The organism is Streptomyces sp. A0958, from assembly GCF_004795035.1.
Taxonomy (GTDB): Bacteria; Actinomycetota; Actinomycetes; order Streptomycetales; family Streptomycetaceae; genus Streptomyces.
Window position 1 is genome coordinate 1 of the sequence record NZ_SSBK01000027.1, and the last position, 19,679, is coordinate 19,679.

The window sequence follows — 19,679 nt, forward strand, 5'->3', positions numbered from 1 at the left end:
CGGACCGCCGTCCGCCCGGACACCCAGTGGGAGCGTGATGATGGACCAAGTCAGCAGATACCTGGTGCTGAGCGACCGTGCGTACGCCGACACCACCGGCGTACCGGTACGGCTCGCCTACAGCACCCGCACCGCGAGCACCGTCGCGGTGGACCTCCCCACCGCCCGGGCACTGGAGGCCGGCGACGCCGCCGCGCTCACCCCGGCCTGGACCGGCGCCCTGCGCACGGCCCAGCTGCTCGTACCGGCCGGCGAGGACGAGCTGTCCGCCGTACTCGACCGCAACCGGCGCGCGTCGGCGGACCGTTCGGCGGTGCACATCGCCCTGTTGCCGACCTCCTACTGCAACATGGGCTGCGCCTACTGCGGCCAGGAGCACACCCGAGGCGGCCTGTCCCACACCCACCGCAGCCGGGTCCGCGACCGCGTGCTGCGCGCCGTGACCGCCCCGGAGACCCGCAGCGCCCGCATCGACTGGTTCGGGGCCGAACCGATGATGGGCTACGCGGTCATCCGCGACCTGGCCCCCCGGTTCGTCGCCGCCGCCGCCGAGCACGGGGTCGCCTATTCCTCGGTGATCGTCACCAACGGCTCCCTCCTCACCCCCGCGAAAATCAACACGCTCATCCGCTCCTGCGGGGTCACCCATTTCGAGATCACGATCGACGGGCCGCCGGAAATACACAATGAACACCGGCCACTGAAAAGCGGCCGCGGATCTTTCTGGAACATCGTGCGCGCCGTGCGTTCCGTACTCGACGAACCGGATCTCGGCACCACCCATTTCGCGCTCCGAACGAATGTCGATGTGCACAACCAGGACGCCGTCCCCCGCTATGTCGAGCTGATGGCGGAGCTGGGTTTCAGCCATCCCCGCGTCTCCTTCTCGATCCTTCCCGTCCACTCGTGGGGAAACGACGTATCGGCGATCGAGGTGTCCAAGCACGCGTTCGCCGAACGCGAGACGGGGTGGCTCAGGCTGCTCGCCGAGCACGGGCTGCACACGCAGCTGCTGCCGACCACCGTGCGGAAGGTCCTCTGCCCCGCCACGACCCGCTCGTCCGAGATCATCAGCAGCACCGGCAACATCTTCTCGTGCAGCGAGTACCCCCTCGTCCCCGAGGCCGAGCGCACCCTCGCGCTGACGCACATCGACCGGGCGGGCACCGAACCGATCCGGCCGCTGGGCCCCTTCGACGGCTGGAACGACGAGATCGCCGAGGGCACCACCTGGTGCAAGAGCTGTGTCTTCATGCCCACCTGCGGCGGCTCCTGCCCCAAGGCCTGGCAGGAGGGTCATCCGCCCTGCCCCGGCTACAAGTACAACGTCCAGGACAGACTCGATCTCATCGCCGCCCAATGCGGCCTGCGCGACGTGGCCGGTGAACCCGCCGGAGCCCGGTGATGACGGCGCAGACCGGCCCGGACACCCCGCGCCGGCTGCTCATCGGGGTGTGCGGCTCCGGCAACGTACTCGCGGTTCCGCAGTACCTCATGGCCCTGCGCACCGGCCTCGGACCCGGCGTCGAGATCCGTATGGCCATGACCCGCTCCGCCGCCGCGCTCGTCCCGGCCGCGACCATGCGGCTGCTGTGCCGGGACGTCTACTGCGACGGCGAGGACGAACTGACGACCGGCCATGTCGCCCCCGCCGTCTGGGCGGACCGGTTCGTCGTCCTGCCCGCCACCGCCAACATGCTCGGCCAGGCCGCCAACGGACTCGCCTCCGGACTCCTCAGCTCCGCACTGCTCGCCCATGAGCGCCCGGTGGTGTTCTTCCCGAGCATGAACAGCCTGATGTGGGAGCGCCCCGCCGTCCGCCGCAACGTGGACCGGCTGCGCGCTGACGGCCACGCCGTCGTGGACCCGGTGCTCGCCCCCGCCTGGCAGATCGCCGCGGGCGACGTACGCAAGAACCTCGGGCTGCCGCCGCCCACCACCGTGACCGCGGTGATCGGCGAGTTCCTGGACATGCCGGTCGGCCCGCTCGGCGGCTGAGCACCCACCCAGCAGAAGGAGGAGACGTGGCAGCAGCCGGACACAGGCTCCGTACGGCACTGGCGAGCGGACCGATGTCGGTGCGCGGCTTCCGGCTGCTGCTCGCCGGGCAGCTCTCCTCGACGGTCGGCGACTACTGCTACGCCGTCGCGCTGCCGTGGCTGATCCTCTCCGGCGACGGCGGCCCGGTCCTGCTCGGCACGGTCCTGGCCTGCTACGGCATCCCCCGCGTCGTCACGATTCCGCTGGGCGGCGTGGTGGCCGACCGGATCGGCGGCCGGCGGGTCATGCTCATGGCCGACCTGGTCCGGGCCATAGCCGTCGGCACCCTCGCCGTGCTCGCCTCGACCGGGACACCGACACTGGGCCAGCTCGCCCCCATCGCCGTCGTCCTGGGTGCCTGCTCCGGCATGTTCATCCCCGCCTCGTACACCCTCCTGCCGGCCCTGCTGCGCAAGGAGGACCTCGGCCGGGGCAACGCCCTGTCGACCATGGTCAACCAGGTCGGTGGGCTCCTCGGACCCACCGCGGGCGGCGCCCTGGTGGCCGTCTTCGACGCGGGCCCGGCGCTCACGGTCGACGCCGTGTCCTTCCTGGTGTCGGGGCTGGTGCTCGCCCGGATACGCACCGGCGCGGAAGCCGCGGCGGACGCGGCCGAGCAGGACGGTCCCGCCGAAGGCGAAGCCCCCGCCCGCGAGACGTCCTTCGTCGAACTCCTGCGCCACGGACGGCTGCTGCACGTCGTCCTGCTCGTCGCCCTGATCTGCAACCTGGCCTTCAACGGCACCATCGAGGTGGCCCTGCCCGAACTCGCCCACCACAGCATGGGCGCCACCGGCTACGGCGTGCTGTTGACCTGCCTGAGCCTGGGCGGTCTGGCCGGCTCCCTGGTCGCCGCCCGCAGCCGTCCGGTGGAGTCGCCCGCCTATCTGTTCGCCACGCTCGCGGTCGTCATGGGCATCGCCCTGGGCGCCGTCCCGTACGCCGGGGGCCTGGTCGGCGCCGCGGTCTGCGTCTGCGTCTACGCCCTGGCCAGCGGCTGGCAGAACATCGTCGTGGTGACGATGCTCCAGGTCTGGGCGCCGTCCGCGCTCATCGGCCGGGTCATGAGCCTGGTCATGCTGGCCGTGATGGGCACCTTCCCGATCTCCGTCGCGGTGGCCGGCCTCGGGGTCCGCCACCTCGGGGCGGCCCCGTTCTTCCCGGTGGCGGGCGCGGCCATCGCCCTGTCCGTCCTGGGCGCGCTCACACAGCGCGCCTTCCGTGACCACCGCGCCGACACCGAGTACGCCCCGCCGGTCCCCGTACCGGCCGCAGCCCCGGCCGCCGGGCCCGCACCCGGCGTGCCGGCCGCCCGCTCCACGCATCCACGGCAGGACAACAGTCAGGAGTCACAGCGATGAGCGTGTTCGTCCCGTTGGGCATGCCGCGGTTCGAGGGCGAACCGGACCACGGCCCGCGGGCGGGCCGGGGCACCGGCAACACCGCGTACCTGCTGATCAACCCGCCGGTGACCGACCCGACGACCGCCTACCACTCGATCCCGTACCTCGTGGGCGCCGCCAGGGCGGCCGGCCACACCGAGTACGCCTGCGTGGACGCCAATCTCGACGCCTTCACCTACCTCGCCGACCCCGCACGCTTCGGCGCCGCGCTCACGGTGGCCCGCAGCCTGCGCGCCGAGATCGAGGCCAGGTCCGCCGCCCCCCGCCGCCACGACGAGATCCGCTACCGGCAGGCGCTGGCCGCCGAGGGCCTGACCGCCACATCGGCGCGCGACGCGATCGCCGTGTTCCAGGACCCCGAGCACTTCTACCACCTCCCGACCTACGCCCAGGCGGTCGCGGTGATGAGCCGCTGGTGGGAGCTGCTCGCCCTGGAGATGCCGCCCGGCACGGCGGACGGCTTCTCCATGCGGGTGAAGGCCGCCGTCAACCTGTGCAGCACGCGGGACCTGTCCGACCCGGAGGTCCCGGCGGCCGTGGCCCGGCCCTTCGAGGGCTACTTCGCCGACGAGTTCGTCCCCAGGCTGCGCGAACGCCCCTGGGCCGTGGTGGGCCTCTCGGTCAACTACGTCAGCCAGCTGCCCGTCGCGCTCAGGATGGCCCGCCTGATCCGGACCGTGCTCCCGGACACGGTGATCGTCTTCGGCGGCACCGAGGTCGGCGACGTCGTCAAGTACGCCCCGGAGCCGGCGGCCGCCTGGCGGATCTTCCAGGACGCCGACCTGATCGTCCCCGGCGAGGGCGAGACCGCCCTCATCGGCATCCTCGACGCCGTCGGGAACGGCGCGGTCAGGGACGGCGACGCCTTCGAGGGCATCGGCGGGGTCATGACCCGCACCCGGCCGGACCCGGACATCGCCTACGGCAGCGTGGCGACGCTCGCCTCCCCGGCGTACGACGTATGGGACTGGGAGCGGTACTGGGCGCCCGAGCCGGTCATCCTCTACAGCCCGACCCGGGGCTGCTACTGGAACAAGTGCACCTTCTGCGACTACGGCCTGAACACCGACCGGCCGACCTCGCCCTCGCGCGAACGCCCCGTCGCCGCCGTGCTGGAGGACCTGCGGGAGGCCGGCCGCTACGCCAGGACCCTGTACTTCGCCGTGGACGCCATGTCCCCCCGCTATCTGCGCACCCTCGCCGCCGCCCTCGTGGAATCCTCCCTAGACCTGCGGTGGGCCGCCGAGCTGCGCCTGGAGCGCACCTTCCCGGAGCGCGCCGTCGGGGAGCTCCTCGCGGCCTCCGGCTGCGTCGCGGTCTCCTTCGGCTACGAGTCCGGCACCCAGCGGGTCCTCGACCTCATCGACAAGGGCGTCAAGATCGACCTGGTCCCGGACGTCCTGGCCGAGCTGGCGCGCAACGGCATCGCCGCCCAGATGATGGGCTTCACCGGCTTCCCCACCGAGACCCGGGACGAGGCGCTGGCGACGTACGAGTTCCTCCAGCACCACGAGAAGCTGTGGACCACCTCTGGCATCGGCGTGTTCTCGCTGACACCCGGCTCCATCGTGGCCAAGGAGCCCGGCCGCTTCGGCGTCGAGCTGTTGCCGCTGTCCGCGTCCGACGACATCCGGCGCTACGTCCCCTGGCGGGACCGGCAGACGGGCGAGGTGCACTGGCCGGAGCCGGAGGACGACCGCATCCCGCGCGAGTACGTCACGGGCAACCGCAAGGTCAGCTTCGACCGGCCCTTCGTCGGCGGCATCGACTCCGCCCACAGCCTGCTGTACTACGCGCGCTTCGGCCGGGGACTGCTGCCCGAACCGCCGGCCGAGGGCCCCGGCCGCGAGGAGGAGCCCCGGGTCCGCCTGGTCGAGGAGCCGGTGGTGAGCATCCCGTTCGCCTCCGTCGACGAACTGGTCGGCGTCGACGACCTGATGGCGGAGGTGAGCCGCAGGAGCAGGGCGCACCTGGACACCACGTCGGGCGCGTACGGGGACTGGCTGGACGGGACCGGAACGGCCCGCCCCGGTTCCTGCGGGGTCCTCGTCCTCGCCCACGGCGGCCTCGTCGAGGTGCCCGCCGGGGTGGACTTCGCCGCGGACAACGCCGTGACCCGCGCCCTGCGCCTGATGCTCGCGACGCAGGCCCGCGTCTGAGGCCGTCCGGGGCGGCCGAGCCGGCCGATTGAGACGCCGGGCGTCTCGAATCCAGGGAAACTGGGTATTGGACCGGCTCGGTCACCGGGTGCGAGGGTCGTGCCGGACCCTTGTCCACAGTCGCCCCGCCGCCCCCGGAAGGCCCCCGCCGTGCCCGACCCCCTCGATGTCGTGATCTGCGAACCCCTGCGCACCCCCATCGGCCGCTACGGCGGGGTGTTCGCCGGGCAGAAGCCGGCCGCCCTCGCCGCCCGCGTCATCGCCGAGGTCGTCGCCCGCACCGGGATCGACCCCGACCGGGTGGACGAGGTGATCCTCGGCCACTCCTACCCCTCGGCCGAAGCCCCCGCCATCGGCCGGGTCGCCGCCCTGGACGCCGGGCTCCCGCAGACGGTCACCGGCATCCAGACCGACCGCCGCTGCGGCTCCGGGCTCCAGGCGGTCCTGGACGCGGCCATGCAGATCCGCGCCGGATTCAGCGAGGTCGTCATCGCCGGCGGCGTCGACGTGATGAGCGCCGCCCCCTACTACACGCACGACGGGCGCTGGGGCATCAAGGGCCCCGGCCTCCAGCTCCACGACGCGCTCGCCCGGGGCCGGGTCACCGCGGGCGGCGTCAACCACCCCGTACCCGGCGGCATGATCGAGACCGCCGAGAACCTGCGCCGCGCGTACGGAATCAGCCGCGCCGACCAGGACGCGCTGGCCCTGCGCTCGCAGCGGCGGGCCGGCCGGGCGGCGGCCGAGGGCCGGTACGCGGCCGAGACCGTCCCCGTCACGGTGCGGACCAGGAAGGCCGAGACGGTGGTCACCGCCGACGAGCACCCCCGCCCCGACACCACCGCGGAACAGCTCGCCGCGCTTCGCCCGGTCATGGTCGAGACCGACCCGGAGGCCACCGTCACCGCGGGCAACGCCAGCGGCCAGAACGACGCGGCGGCCGCCTGCCTGGTCACGAGCGCCCAGACCGCCGAACGCCTCGGCCTCACCCCGCTGGTGCGGCTGGTCTCCTTCGCCCGGGCCGGAGTCCCCGCCGCCACCATGGGCCTCGGCCCCGTCCCCGCAACCCGCGCCGCACTCGGCCGCGCCGGACTCACGCTCGCCGACCTCGACCTGATCGAGCTCAACGAGGCGTTCGCCGCCCAGGTGCTGGCCTGCACCCGGGAGCTGGGCCTCGGCGAGAAGGACCACGGGGAGCGGATCAACGTGAACGGCTCCGGCGTATCGCTGGGCCACCCCGTCGGCGCCACCGGCGCCCGTATCCTCGCCACGCTCACCAGGGAACTGCACCGCCGCGAGGCGCGCTACGGCCTGGAGACCATGTGCATCGGCGGCGGCCAGGGCCTCGCCGCGGTCTTCGAACGCGTCGCGGCCTGAGACCGCCGTAGCGCTGCCGGGACCACGGCCCCGGCAGCGCTACGGACCGGTCGGCGCTACCGCTTCACGGCGACCGGCTCGGCCGCCACCGGCCCCGCCGCCAGGTGGTCGTCCTCGGCGTCCGGGTCGGCCAGCCGGTTCAGCCGGGCCGGTACGTCGAGGCCGACCAGCAGGACCACGATCACCGTGCCCGCGAACGTCAGCACGGCCAGCGCCTGGCCCAGGTCCATCCCGGAGGCGAGATGGGCCCCGAGCACCGGGGCGACCGCCCCGCCGAGAGCGCCCACGTTGTACGTGAAGCCGAGCGCGGCGCCCCGGCTGCGGGTCGGGAAGTGGCCGCCGATGTAGCGGGGGAGCAGGCCGGAGATGCCGAAGCTCGTCGCCTGGAGCAGGAAGAGGAGGATGCCGAGCAGCAGCAGGTTGTTCTCCACCGCGAAGACCGGGTAGACGAAGGCGAGCGAGGCCAGCAGCGTCAGCGCGTACGCCTTCTTCGTACCGATCCAGTCGCCGAGGAAGCCGGCCATCCAGCAGCCGACCATGGTGCCGAAGCCCGCGAAGTACAGCACGTCGGTGACCTGGCTCGTGGTGTAGCCCAGCTCCGTCTTCAGGTACGTCGGCAGCAGGGCCTGGATCGGCCACGAGTACAGGAACGCGAAGAACAGCGTCACGATCATCGACAGGTACAGCACCCAGCCGCGCTTCCCGCCCAGCTGCACGGCGAGCGCGGCGAGCGAGAGACCGGCGACCACCGAGAGCACCGGCACCATGCCCGCGCCGCCCGGGGTGAAGACGAGGAACAGCGAGAGCGTGGCGACAACCACCAGGACCGTGTTGGCGGTGGCCCGGCGCGGGGTCAGGAACAGCGGCCGGAACGGGTTGGGCTTCGCGCCCTCGTCCGCGACGGACTCCGTCCACTCCTCCGCCTCCGGCAGCGCCCTGCGCATCCACAGCGCGATGGCGATCGGGATCAGGCCGAGGTAGAACATCCAGCGCCAGCCGAGCGAGGGCACCACCCAGTCGTACACCTGGGCGGCCAGCACCGAACCCACCGAGAAACCCGAGATCAGGAAGCCGCTGGCCCGGTTGCGCAGACCGGCCGGCCAGCTCTCCATGACGTACGTGGAGCTGGCGCTGTACTCACCGGCCATGCCCATGCCGATGGCCAGCCGGGCGGCGAACAGGCTGGTGTAGTTCCACGCGAACCCGCAGGCGAAGGTGCCCACCGAGTACAGCAGGATGCTCGCCACCATCGACAGCTTGCGTCCGTAGCGGTCGCCGAGGGCGCCGAGCACGGCACCGCCGAGCCAGCGGGTGATGAACGCGCCGGAGATCAGGCTGGCCGCCTGCATCGTGCTCAGCCCGAAATCGTCACTGATCTCGGTCAGGACCAGGGTGATCAGCACGAAGTCGAAGCCGTCGAGTACGTAGCCGATCCAGGCGGCGAAGAACGACTTCCACTGGGTGCGGCTCACCTGGCGGTACCAGGGGGGCGTGGGGGGTGTGGTGGTGTGCACGGTGACTCCAGGATGCGGGACGGCGCTCGTCGTTGAACAGCCGCCCCGCGTGGTGGGGGATCAGGGCCGGGCGATACCCGCGACGAAGCGGGCGGTCAGGGCCGTCGGAGCGGTGATGGCGGTGCCGACGACGACGCTGTGCGCGCCGCGCGCCAGGGCCTCGGCGGCGTCCTCGGGGGTGTTGATGCGGCCTTCGGCGACGACGGGTACGTCGACGGCGGCGGCGAGGGCGGCGACCAGGTCGAGGTCGGGGCCGGTCTGCTTCGGCTGCCCGGGGACGTAGCCGGACAGGGTCGTGGAGACGAAGTCCGCGCCGAGCCCGGCGGCGGTGACGCCCTCGGCGAGGGTGGAGACGTCGGCCATGACGAGGGCGCCGGCCGCGTGGACCGCCTCGACCAGCTCGGCGAACGTCGAGCCGTCGGGGCGCGGCCGGTCGGTGGCGTCCGCGGCGACGACGGCCGCGCCGGCCTCGGCGACCGCCAGGGCGTGCCGGACGGTCGGCGTGATGTACACCCCGACGTCGCCGTCCTTCCACAGGCCGATGACCGGCAGGTCGACGGCGGCCGTGATCGCGGCGACGACCTCGGGCTCGTTGGCGCGGATCGCCGCGCCGCCGCCGGCCACGGCCGACTGAGCGAGCCGCACCAGGGTGGAGGTCTCGCGCATCGGGTCGCCGGGGGGCGCCTGGCAGGACACGATCAGCTTGCCCTGGAGAGTGGTGGCCAGTTCCTGTGCGCTCATCGGAGGGCTCCCGGGTGGTGGAGGGGAAGGGTGGTGGTGAGGGCGGCCGCGCCGAGCACGGCGGCGTCGTGGCCGAACAGCGGGGCGCGCGGGACGAGCCCGCGCAGCGGCCCCATCAGCTCCGCGGCGAACGCGGCCCGCAGCGCGTCCTCGTACAGCGGGCCGATGCGCGGGACGCCGCCGCCGACGACGACCCGGTCGGGGCCGAGCGCGTTGGCGAGCCCGCCGAGGACGTGGCCGGCGGCCGCCGCGCCGGTGGTGATGGCGGTGACGGCGTCGGCGTCGCCCTCGGCGGCGCGCGCGGCGACGGTCTCCAGACGGTCCACGGGGGCACCGGTCAGCCGGGCGTAGTGGGCGGCGATGCCCGGCCCGGAGGCGATGACCTCCAGATGGCCGGTGGCCCCGCAGGTGCAGGGCAGCCCGGCCGCCTCGGGGCTCGGCAGATGGCCGAGGTGCCCGGCGATGCCGGACGCGCCGTGCAGCATCCGCCCGTCGACGGCGATCGCGCCGCCGACCCCGGTGCCGATGGCCGCGAAGAGCAGCGAGGCGTGGCCGTTCCCCTCGGCGCTCAGCGCGTCGAGTTCGGGCCCCGCGGTGGCGCGTACGTCGTTGTCGCAGGCCACCGCGTACCCGGTGCGGTTCGCCAGGCCGACGCCCAGCGGGGTGCCGGCCCAGCCGCGGATGGAGTCCGTGGCGCTGGTGACCATGCCGGTACGGGGGTCGATCACACCGGCCGCCGCGATGCCGAGCACGGTCGCGGTGCGGCCCGGGTCGACCTCCGCGGCGGCCGCCGCGAGCGCGTCGAGCACCGCCGCCGCGCCGTCGCGGGCCGGGGTGGGCCGGCTGTGCCGGGCCACGACCGTGCCGTCCGCGCCGAACAGCGCGGCGGCGATCTTCGTACCGCCCAGGTCCAGGCCGACGACCGGGCGCCGCATGGGAGCCGTCATCGGACCGGCGGCAGACCGGCGTCGCGCAGCCGCCCGGAGACGAACGCGACGGACTCCGCGGACAGCTGGATCTGCGGGAAGACGGTGTCGCCGCACTCGATGATCCCCAGCAGCTGGAGCGCCGCCTTGAACGAGCCGAGCGCCGAGGAGCTGCGGCCCATGTCCGCCTCCGGACCGGCGTCGACCATCGCGAACAGCTCGACCAGCCGCTCCTGCTCCTTCGCGGCCAGCGTCCAGTCCCCGGCGCGCGCGGCGTCGTAGAGCCGTACGTAACCGGCCGGGTCCACGTTGCCGATGCCCGGGACGACGCCGTCGGCGCCGGCCAGCAGGGCCGCGTCCACGGTCAGTTCGGAACCGGTGAGGATGCTGAAGTCCGGGACCGGGCCCTGCGCGCGGCCCTCGCGGCCGCCGAGCTCGACCACCATCCGGCGCAGTCCGCCCTCGTCGCCGCTGCTGTCCTTGAGGCCGGCCAGCGTGCCGTCCTCGGCCAGCTCGCGGACCAGGGCCGCGGAGAGCTTGCTGTGCACGGCGACCGGGATGTCGTACGCGAACAGCGGCAGGTCCACCTCGGCGCGCAGCCGGCGGAAGTGCCCGGCGATCTCCTTGGGGTGGGTGCGGGTGTAGAAGGGCGCGGTCGCGACCAGGGCGTCCGCGCCCAGCGCGGCGGCGGTCCCGGCGTGCTCGGCGACCCGGGCGGTGGTGGTGTCGATGACCCCGGCGAGGACCGGGACGCGGCCGTCGGTGGCGTTGACGACGGTCTCCAGGACCGTGCCGCGCTGCTCGTCGGTGAGGTAGGCGACCTCGCTGGTGGACCCGAGCGCGAACAGACCGTGCACGCCTGCGCCGATGAGGTGCTCGACGAGCCGGGCGAGGGAGGCGGTGTCGACCTCCCCGCGGGAGTCGAGCGGGGTGCAGACCGGCGGGACGACGCCGCGCAGCGGTGCGGTCAGAGACATGGTGGAAGGCTCCAGCTGATCGGGATGCCGGTCCGGGGCCGAACGGCTACCCGGATCGAGACGTGAGACGTAAGATGTCCTATGTCTGCTTCACCTTAATCAGATGCTCCTGCGACCGGTCAAGGGGCAACGGCACCTCGGGAGGACGTTGTGGCGCGGCCCACCATGGCTCAGGACATCGAGCGCAGGATCAAGGAACTCATCCTGGAGCGCCGCCTCGCGCCGGGCGACGCGCTGCCCACGGAGAGCGAGCTGATGGACCTCTTCGAGGCCGGCCGGGTCTCCGTGCGCGAGGCCCTGAAATCGCTCCAGGCGGTCAACGTCGTGGAGATCCGCCGGGGCTACGGCACCTTCGTGGGCTCGCTCTCCCTGTCGCCGTTCGCCGAGGGCCTGGCCTTCCGCGCGGCCGTCCGCCACCGCCAGGGCGAGCCGGGCCTGGCCGAGCTGATGAAGGTGCGCGAGGCGCTGGAGGCCGGGCTCGTAGGGGCCGTCGCGGCTGGCGTCCCGGACGAGGACATCGACGTGCTGCGCGCGCTCGTCGCGAAGATGGAGGCGGAGGCCGGCGGCGGCCGGGTCGCCCGCGCCACGGACCGCGCCTTCCACCTCGCCCTGTACGCCTCGCTCGACAACCACCTGCTCAGCGAGGTGCTCGACGCGTTCTGGGCGGCGATGGACCGGGTGCGCGAGGACTTCGACGACGGCCACCAGGACCCGTCGGTCACCTGCTCCCAGCACCGGGAGATCGTGGAGGCGGTCGCGGCGGCCGACGGCGAACGCGCGGTCCGGGCCATGCGCACCCACTTCGACGGCATCCGCGACCGGCTCGAAGTCGGCTGAGGGCCGGGCAGACCGACCCGTGAGGCCGGGCGGCGTGAGGCGGGGCCGGCCCAGGCCGCCCGGAGGGGACGGGTCCGTGCGCCGCCCTTCCCGGCGGCCCACGGACCCGTCCCGGCCCTCCCGGTTACGGCGTGACCGTCACCGTCCTGCTGCCCGACGCCGTTTTGCCGTCCGACCGGAACGTCGCGGTCAGCGTCGCGGCGCCCGACGCGGCGGCCGGGATCGTGACCGGCACCTTGATGTTGGCGCCCTCGCCCGGACGCGTCGCCGGGAACGCCACCTGCCTGGTCGTCCAGCCGCTCGGCACGCTCAGCTCGACCGTGCCCGCGCTGCGGGTGACGTCCATCCGGTTGACGACCCGGACCGTCACCTCCGCGGTGGTGCCGGCCTTCAGAGTGGCCGGCGGGGTGATGGTGATGTCCGCGCAGGTCCCGCCGAGCCACTTCAGGTCGAAGGAGTCGTACGTGATGTGCTCGGCGTTGCCCCGCTCGTACAGCAGGCCGAGCCGGCCGTCCGGCAGCCGGGTCAGCGTCGAGTAGGCCGCGGCGCCCGGGTCGACCACCTTCTTGATCGGCCAGGTCTTCCCGTTGTCGCAGGACATCTTGACCGTGAGGTTCTTCCGCGACGTGGCCTCGGTGTTGCTGAACAGCAGCCAGGAGGACTGGGGGTTCGAGGCCGGCGCGTCGGGGGCGTAGCGCATGATCGAGCCGTTGTTCGCGGGGTCGGGGAGCTGGGTGTCCTGGACGAACGGGGTGTACGTCACCCCGCCGTCCGAGGAGTACGCGATCGTCCGGTAGGGCGCCGAGCGGTTGTTGAGCATGATCCGGCCGTCGTTCAGCTCGACGGTCTTGTTCTCGTCGCCGCCCGGACCGACCGGCGTGCCCGTCTTCCAGGTCTCGCCGTGGTCGTCGCTGTACGCGCTGACCGCGTAGTTGGCGCCGTTGTTGCGGATGGCGTACTGCTGGATCAGCCGGCCCTTGTGGGCGCCGTTGCGCAGCTGGATGCCCTCGCCCGACGCCGCGAACATGCCGCCCCAGGCCGGGTTCTTGATCTGCTTGGTGATCCGGCGGTGGGTCCAGGTGAGCCCGTCGTCGTCGGAGTAGCTGTAGTCCGCCTGCAGGACGTTCGGGTCGCTCTCGTCGTTGCCGGTGGCCGAGCCGAAGAAGCCCTGGTTCTCGCCTGCCGCGTAGAACAGGAAGATGCGGCCGGTCGTGCGGTCGACGAGCAGGCTCGGGTCCCCGTAGCCCTTGGGGGCGGCGTCCTTGCGGACCACCTGCTGCGCCTGCCAGGTCGTACCGCCGTCGGTGCTGCGGCGCAGCACGACGCCGATGTTGGAGGGGAGGTCGCCCAGGGTGGGGCGGGCGTCGTACGCGGCGAGCAGGGTGCCCTTGTTCGACGTGGTCAGGGCGGGGATGCGGTAGTGGGGGGAGCCGACTCCGTCGACGGTCAGGTCCTGGGACGTGAGCGTGCCGGGGGCGGGCGTGGCGGCCTGCGCGGTACCGGTCGCGGCGACCACCATGAGGGTGGCGCCGATCAGTGCGACAGGGACGGTTCGCTGCATGGACGATCTCTCTTCTCGGAAGGTTGGTGCTTCTCGAAGGGTGGGAGATTGCTGGAGGCGGACGGCCGCCGGCTACGGGATGTGCAGGGAGCAGACCCGGCTGTCCGCCTCGAAGATCCGCAGGTCCTTGATCATCTTCAGGACGACGCGGTGGTGGCCCCGCTCGTTGGGGTGGAGCCCGTCGCTGAGCAGGGACAGGGGGACCTGGCCGCCGTTGCCGGTCAGCCAGTCGTTGTAGTGGTCCACGAAGACCGTGTTCTGCTGGGCCGCGACCTCGCCCATGACCCGCGCATAGCCCGAAAGCCCCACCCGCCCCGGCCACTTCGCCGGATCGACGGGGTTGGGGGACTGGAGCACCGGCACCGGGGAGCCGGGCAGGGCGCGCACGGAGCGCACCAGCGAGACGAGGTTGGACCGGTAGGTGTCGAGGCCGAGGCCCGACGTCGCGATGTCATTGGTGCCGATCATGATCGAGACCACGTGCGGCGAGAAGGCGGTGACCCGCTGGACGAACTGCGCGACGAGTTCGGCGCTGGACGCGCCGCTCACCCCGGAGTCGATCACGAAGTCCCGGTTCTTCGGCTTGCCCAGCTCCCAGCGGACGCGCTCCGTCCAGTGCTCCGGGTAGCTGCGCCAGCCGTTGGTGTGCAGCGCGCCGTGCGTGATGCTGTCCCCGGTGATGACCCAGGTGGCCGGGGAGTTGCTGTTGAGGATGACGGAGAGCCGGCCCAGGTCCGCGAGGTCGGGGCGCGGGCACTGCGCGACGAGTTCGCTCTCGCTCAGCACCCGGTCCCAGACCGCGGCCCGCTCGATGGTGCCGGTGCAGAACCACTCGCCGCCGGGGTGGTCGCTGTCGGTGTTGCGGCCCAGCGACAGGGCGGTGAGCTTCGAGACGCTGCCGAAGAAGGGGTGCGAGGCCGTCTCGAAGACCGTACGGCCCCCGGCGTGCAACCGGGTGCCCGAGGCGTCGACGGTCACGGCGACGGTGTGGAGTTCACCGTCGTCATAACGTGTCCTGGTCATGACATTCACGAGGATCGCGCCCTTCTCGCGCACGGAGAACTGAAGGGCGCCGCCGCTCAGGTTGAGCGTGATGTTGGAGGAGGGGGCGGTCGGGTCCGATGCGCTGATCAGCGTCATCGCCTGGTTGTGGCTGGTGGTGCGGAAGGTGACGACGATGGTTCCCGTCATGAGCGGGGCGAGTACGCCGGCCTGGTTCGACAGGTCGACGTACTCGCTGCCGTCCAGGTCCACCGGGGTGGCGTGGTCCAGGATCGGACCGCTGCCCGAGGCAGCGGCGAAGGCGCGGCCGCCGAGCTGGGTGCTCAGCGCTGCCGCGCCCGCGGCGAAAAGCATGGATCGTCTGCGCACGGAAGGTGCCTCCGGTCAGGAGTGGCCGGCCTGCCCCGATGACAGGCCTGCGAACAGGGAGGCCACCCAGGCCAGTTGCTCCCGCTGCTGGTATTCCGCGCCGCCCTCGTGCCCGTTGAACGGGTAGACCCGTACGTCCTTGGGTCCGGCGTAGCCGTTGTAGGCGGTGAAGCACGTGGAGGGCGGGCAGATGTCGTCCATCATCGCGATGGAGAACAGCGCGGGGGCCGTCGCCCGGGTGGCGAGCAGTGCGGCGTCGAAGTACGAGAGCGTGGTGAAGACCGACTCGGTGCGGTCCCGGTGCAGCTTGAGGTATTCGGCGATCTCGGTGTACGGCGGGCGGCCCGCGATCCGGGCGCCCCGGGGGATGTTGCACAGGAACGGCACGTCCGGCATCACCCCCGCGAGCCCCGGCACGAGCCCGGCGACGGCCAGGGTGATGCCGCCGCCCTGGCTGACGCCGGTCACCACGACGCGGTCCGGGTCGATCTCGGGGTGCTCGCGGGCCGCGTCCACGCAGCGCACCGCGTCCGCGTACAGCCGCCGGTAGTAGTACGTCTCGGGGCTCTCGATGCCCCGGGTCAGGAAGCCGGGTACGACTCCGGAGGCGCCGCCGTCCGGGTCGGCGGTGGCCCCGCCGGCCGCCGACCAGCCCTGGCCGCGGGTGTCCATCAGCAGGTGCGCGTAGCCGGCCGAGGCCCACAGCAGGTTCTCGTGCGCCAGGCCCCGGCCGCGGCCGTACCCCAGGAACTCCACGACGCAGCCGAGCGGTTCGGTGGACCCGGCCGGCATCCGCAGCCAGCCGCGCACCGGCTGCCCGGCGAACCCGGGGATCGTCACGTCGTAGGTGCGGACCTGGGTGAGCCCGGTCTCCACCTCGGTGAACACGGGCTTGTCCGCCGCGCAGGAGCGGGCCTCGTCCAGCGTCCGGGACCAGAAGGCGTCGAAGTCCGCCGGAGCGGGCAGCGGCGGCAGGTAGTCGCGGCATTCGTCGAGCGAGAGGTCCGTCAACGGCATGGAGGTGCCCTCCTGGGGCGCGGCGGGAAGTGCCATGTGCGAGGTCGTGCACCGGTCATCAGACGGATGACGTCAGATGTCCTGTCGGCACACGGACCCTAGGCACCGCCTGCGGCGGCCGTCAAGGGTCGTCCCGGGGTCCGTCCGTGGGCGCCGCCCGCCGCGAGACGCGCGCCCGGCGGCTCAGCGCCGGGCGCGGGCCTCGGAGATCCGGCGCCGCACGGGCGCGTAGTGCTCGCCGAGCGCCTTGATGAACCCGGCGCTGTCACCGGCCCGGGCGGCATTCACGATGTTCTGGTGGGCGGTGATCGTCTCGGTCTCGTCGGCCTGCGTGAAACCGTCCAGGTGCGGCGCGACGATCGTGTACACGTCCCAGAAGGCCATCGAGAGCTGGCCGATCAGCTCGTTGCCCAGCGGGGCGACGAGCAGGGCGTGGAAGGCGCGGTCGGCGTCGACGAAGCCGTGGCCCTCCTGCGCGCCCGTCTCGCGCATGGTGGCCACCAGGGCGTCCAGCGAGTCCAGCTGTTCGGCGCTGAGCCGCGAGACGATCCGGTCGGCCATCCCGCGCTCGAAGAGTTCGCGCACGTCGACCAGGTCGGCCATCACCTGGAAGTCGTCGTCGGGGGAGAGCAGGCCCCGGAAGGTCAGGCTCTCCACCAGCGCGGACAGGCTCAGCCGGCCGACGTAGGTGCCGTGGCCGTGGCGGACCTCCACGATGTCCAGCGCGTTGAGGATCTTGACGGCCTCGCGGACGCTGGAGCGGCTGGCGCCGAGCGCCTCGCACAGGGCGGGCTCGGTGGGCAGCGGGTCGCCGGGACGGAGCCGTTCCTCGAGGATGTACCGCTTGATGCCGTCGACGACTTCCTGCCGGAGCAACTGCCGGCCGGGCCTCGTTCCGGACATATGTGAACTCCCCACCTCTTGACCCCTCTCGATTGTCAAGCTACGTTCCCACGCTATCAAGGCATCAGACATCTGACGTCTGATGCTCAGGTCCCGCGGTCCCCCGTGAACCTGCGCCAGCCCCCTTTTCCCGTCCACGACGCCCCACCTCAAGTCCCTGGAGGACCCGTGCCCGAGCTGAGATCAGCCGGTGTCGAGCGCCGCACCTTCCTGCGTTACACCAGTGCCGTCGGTGCCGCGGCCGCCATCACGGCAGGCCTGTCCGCCTGCGGCGGTCCGTCCTCGACCACCAACGGCTCGACGGACAAGGGCAGCGGCAGCGACCTCATCGAGGCCGGTCTGTCCTACCCGCTGTCGACCGGCTTCGACCCGATGATCACCTCGGGCGCGACCCCGTACGCCGCCAATATGCACATCTTCGAGGGCCTGGTGGATCTCGATCCGACAACGCTCGTGGCACGGCCGGCTCTCGCCACCGAGATGCCGAAGAAGATCAACGCCACCACCTACCGCGCCACGCTGCGCAAGGGCGCGACCTTCCACGACGGATCGGCCGTCACCGCCGACGACGTCGTCTTCAGCTTCGAACGCATCCTGGACCCGAAGAACGCCTCCCTCATGGCGCAGTTCGTGCCCTTCATCGACGCCGTCAAGGCCGTCGACGCCTCCACGGTCGAGTTCAAGCTCAAGTACCCCTTCGCACTGTTCCCGTCCCGCATCGCCGTGGCCCGGATCGTTCCGAAGAAGATCGTCGAGCCCGACCCCAAGGCCTTCGACGCCAAGCCGGTCGGCTCGGGCCCGTACAAGTTCGTCTCCGCCACCCGCGAGGACAAGATCGTCTTCGAGGCGTACGACAAGTACAACGGCTCGCACCCCGCCAAGGCCAAGAAGATGATCTGGCGCCTGATATCGGACCAGTCGGCCCGTGTCAGCGCCATGCAGTCCGGCCGCGTCCAGGCCATCGAGGACGTCCCCTACATCGACGTCAAGGGGCTCTCCGGCACCGCGAAGACCGAGTCCGTGCAGTCCTTCGGCCTGCTCTTCCTCATGTGCAACACCGCGGACAAGCGGTTCGCGGACAAGCGGGTGCGCCAGGCCCTGCACTACGCGCTGGACACCGAGAAGATCATCAAGACCGCCATGGTCGGCAACGCCACCGCTGCCACGGGCTACGTCCCCGCCACGCACCCCGACTACCACAAGGCCGCCACCGTCTACACGCACGACGTGGCCAAGGCGAAGAAGCTGCTCGCCGAAGCGGGCGTGAAGGACCTCAGGTTCACCCTCCTGACCGCCGACACCGGCTGGGTCAAGGACGTCGCCCCGCTGATCAAGGAGAGCTGGGCCGCCGCCGGCATCGAGGCCACCCTCAACATCGCCCAGTCCGCCGCCCAGTACGCCAAGGTCGACAAGGGGGACTTCGAAGTCCTCGTCGCCCCCGGTGACCCCTCGGTCTTCGGAAACGACGCCGACCTGCTGCTGCGCTGGTTCTACTACGGCTTCTGGCCCGAGAACCGCTACGGCTGGGCCAAGTCCGCCGCCTACAAGAAGGTCAAGCAGACCCTCGACAAGGCCGCCCAGGCCGCCGACGAGACCAAGCGCAAGGAGCTGTGGGCCGAGGTGACCGACCTCGTCGCCGACGAGGCCGCGCTCTACCCGATCCTGCACCGCAAGCTCCCCACCGCCTGGAACGAGAAGGCGCTCCCCGGCTTCAAGCCGCTGCCCACCACGGGCCTGTCCTTCCTGGACGTCGGCCGCGCCTGACCGGCGCCCGGCCCACGGCCGCCGCCCCCCCGGCCACCCGAACGGCGCGGCCCGCCCGCGCCCCACACCCCGGTCCGGGACCCCGACCACCCCGGTGTCCCGGACCGGACGACCGCCCAACCGCAAGGAACCCGACGATGGTTGCTTTTCTCCGGCTCGCGCTGCGCCGCGTCGCGATGATGCCGGTGATGATCCTCGGCATCGCGCTGCTCGTCTTCGTGGTGCTGCAGTTCTCGCCGGTCGACCCGGCCTTCAACGCGCTCGGGGAGAGCGCCACCCCCGAGGCCCGGGAGGCCTTCGCCGAGGCCAACGGGCTCAACGACCCGCTGCCCGTACGCTACTTCCACTTCCTCGGCCAGCTGCTCCACTTCGATCTCGGCTCGACCGTCCCGCCGAGCCAGCCCGTGATCGACCGGATCACCGCCGCCTTCCCGCTCACCCTCCAGCTCACCATCCTCGGGCTCGTCATCGCCATCGTCCTCGCCGTCCTCGGCGGCGTCCTGGGCGCGATGTACCGCGACCGCTGGCCCGACCAGCTCTTCCGGGTCCTGTCCATGGCCGGGGTCGCCATCCCGTCGTTCTGGCTCGGCGTCCTGCTCATCCAGCAGTTCGCGCTGAACACCCAGCTCTTCCCGACCGGCGGATACACCAACATCGCCGACTCCTTCGGCGGCTGGCTGCGCACGATGTTCCTGCCCGCCGTGTCCCTCGCGGTGCCCGTCGCGGCGTCCCTCGCCCGCCTCATCCGCACCGCCATGGTCACCGAACTCGACCGCGACTACGTCCGCACCGCCCAGGGCAACGGCCTCCCCGTCTTCCTGGTCATCCGCTCCGTGCTGCGCAACGCGCTCGTCACCCCGCTCACCGTGCTCGGCGTCAAGGTCGGCTACCTGCTCAGCGGAGCCGTCGTCATCGAAGCGATCTTCGACCTGCCCGGCATGGGCAAACTCATCCTCGAAGGTGTCACCGGAGGCGACGTCGCCCTGGTCCAGGGCACCGTACTGACCATCGCCATCGCGTTCCTGGTGGTCAACGTCATCGTCGACCTGCTCTACCTGCTGGTCAACCCGCGCATCAGGACGGTGTGAC

The 19,679-nt window shown here is 72.0% G+C and carries 16 protein-coding genes; 8 read left to right on the forward strand and 8 right to left on the reverse strand.

The genetic code is table 11. The features are described 5' to 3' along the window. The 5 genes from E6P78_RS23615 to E6P78_RS23635 all read left to right on the forward strand — a co-directional run. The coding region (locus tag E6P78_RS23615; RefSeq protein ID WP_240799350.1) for a radical SAM protein at positions 1 to 1,405 on the forward strand (1,405 nt) is incomplete at its 5' end. Then, positions 1,405 to 1,998, forward strand: a complete 594-nt coding sequence (locus E6P78_RS23620) for a flavoprotein (protein ID WP_136205637.1) — start codon at positions 1,405 to 1,407, stop codon at positions 1,996 to 1,998. The genes E6P78_RS23615 and E6P78_RS23620, both read left to right, overlap by 1 nt. Before the next feature lie 26 nt (positions 1,999 to 2,024). Continuing rightward, on the forward strand, positions 2,025 to 3,401 hold the full coding sequence (locus E6P78_RS23625) for an MFS transporter (RefSeq protein WP_240799351.1): 1,377 nt from the start codon (positions 2,025 to 2,027) through the stop codon (positions 3,399 to 3,401). After that, a complete protein-coding gene (locus tag E6P78_RS23630) occupies positions 3,398 to 5,602 on the forward strand; it encodes a radical SAM protein (protein WP_168712688.1) in 2,205 nt (734 codons plus the stop codon). Before E6P78_RS23625 ends, E6P78_RS23630 begins: the two co-directional genes overlap by 4 nt. A gap of 150 nt (positions 5,603 to 5,752) precedes the next feature. Then, entirely contained in the window at positions 5,753 to 6,979 is a 1,227-nt protein-coding gene (locus E6P78_RS23635) for an acetyl-CoA C-acetyltransferase (RefSeq protein WP_136205638.1), read from the forward strand. A gap of 56 nt (positions 6,980 to 7,035) precedes the next feature. Here E6P78_RS23635 and E6P78_RS23640 read toward each other — a convergent pair whose 3' ends face one another. Genes E6P78_RS23640 through E6P78_RS23655 form a run of 4 tightly spaced genes read right to left on the reverse strand, consistent with a single transcriptional unit; the run spans position 7,036 to position 11,137 of the window. Further along, positions 7,036 to 8,493 (reverse strand): sialate:H+ symport family MFS transporter, encoded by a 1,458-nt coding sequence (locus E6P78_RS23640; RefSeq protein WP_136205639.1) that lies wholly within the window; start codon positions 8,491 to 8,493, stop codon positions 7,036 to 7,038. A gap of 60 nt (positions 8,494 to 8,553) precedes the next feature. Further along, positions 8,554 to 9,234, reverse strand: coding sequence for a putative N-acetylmannosamine-6-phosphate 2-epimerase (locus E6P78_RS23645; RefSeq protein WP_136205640.1), 681 nt, complete (start codon positions 9,232 to 9,234; stop codon positions 8,554 to 8,556). Next, positions 9,231 to 10,181, reverse strand: a complete 951-nt coding sequence (locus E6P78_RS23650) for an ROK family protein (RefSeq protein ID WP_136205641.1) — start codon at positions 10,179 to 10,181, stop codon at positions 9,231 to 9,233. The genes E6P78_RS23645 and E6P78_RS23650 overlap by 4 nt, the downstream gene beginning before the upstream one ends. After that, complete coding sequence (locus tag E6P78_RS23655) at positions 10,178 to 11,137, reverse strand: dihydrodipicolinate synthase family protein (protein ID WP_136205642.1); 960 nt, start codon at positions 11,135 to 11,137, stop codon at positions 10,178 to 10,180. The genes E6P78_RS23650 and E6P78_RS23655 overlap by 4 nt, the downstream gene beginning before the upstream one ends. Positions 11,138 to 11,287: 150 nt before the next feature. Here E6P78_RS23655 and E6P78_RS23660 point away from each other — a divergent pair, with 150 nt between their 5' ends. Next, the gene (locus E6P78_RS23660) at positions 11,288 to 11,974 is read left to right on the forward strand and encodes a FadR/GntR family transcriptional regulator (protein ID WP_136205643.1); all 687 of its coding nucleotides are present in this window, start codon (positions 11,288 to 11,290) and stop codon (positions 11,972 to 11,974) included. Between the two features lie 124 nt (positions 11,975 to 12,098). Here the strand turns inward: E6P78_RS23660 and E6P78_RS23665 are convergent, their stop codons facing one another. The 4 genes from E6P78_RS23665 to E6P78_RS23680 form a co-directional block, all read right to left on the reverse strand. Further along, positions 12,099 to 13,535: a sialidase family protein gene (locus E6P78_RS23665; protein WP_136205644.1), complete on the reverse strand. Its 1,437-nt coding sequence runs from the start codon at positions 13,533 to 13,535 to the stop codon at positions 12,099 to 12,101. A 72-nt stretch (positions 13,536 to 13,607) separates the two neighbouring features. Then, positions 13,608 to 14,906, reverse strand: coding sequence for a GDSL-type esterase/lipase family protein (locus tag E6P78_RS23670; RefSeq protein ID WP_240799352.1), 1,299 nt, complete (start codon positions 14,904 to 14,906; stop codon positions 13,608 to 13,610). 15 nt (positions 14,907 to 14,921) lie between these two features. Continuing rightward, positions 14,922 to 15,923 (reverse strand): acetylxylan esterase, encoded by a 1,002-nt coding sequence (locus E6P78_RS23675; protein WP_136205708.1) that lies wholly within the window; start codon positions 15,921 to 15,923, stop codon positions 14,922 to 14,924. Between the two features lie 183 nt (positions 15,924 to 16,106). Then, entirely contained in the window at positions 16,107 to 16,826 is a 720-nt protein-coding gene (locus E6P78_RS23680; RefSeq protein WP_136205645.1) for a FadR/GntR family transcriptional regulator, read from the reverse strand. Positions 16,827 to 16,994: 168 nt separating this feature from the next. Here E6P78_RS23680 and E6P78_RS23685 point away from each other — a divergent pair, with 168 nt between their 5' ends. Both E6P78_RS23685 and E6P78_RS23695 read left to right on the forward strand, forming a co-directional pair. Continuing rightward, on the forward strand, positions 16,995 to 18,590 hold the full coding sequence (locus E6P78_RS23685) for an ABC transporter substrate-binding protein (RefSeq protein ID WP_136205646.1): 1,596 nt from the start codon (positions 16,995 to 16,997) through the stop codon (positions 18,588 to 18,590). Positions 18,591 to 18,727: 137 nt separating this feature from the next. Then, positions 18,728 to 19,678: an ABC transporter permease gene (locus E6P78_RS23695; protein WP_136205647.1), complete on the forward strand. Its 951-nt coding sequence runs from the start codon at positions 18,728 to 18,730 to the stop codon at positions 19,676 to 19,678. The last annotated feature ends 1 nt before the right edge of the window (position 19,679 follow it).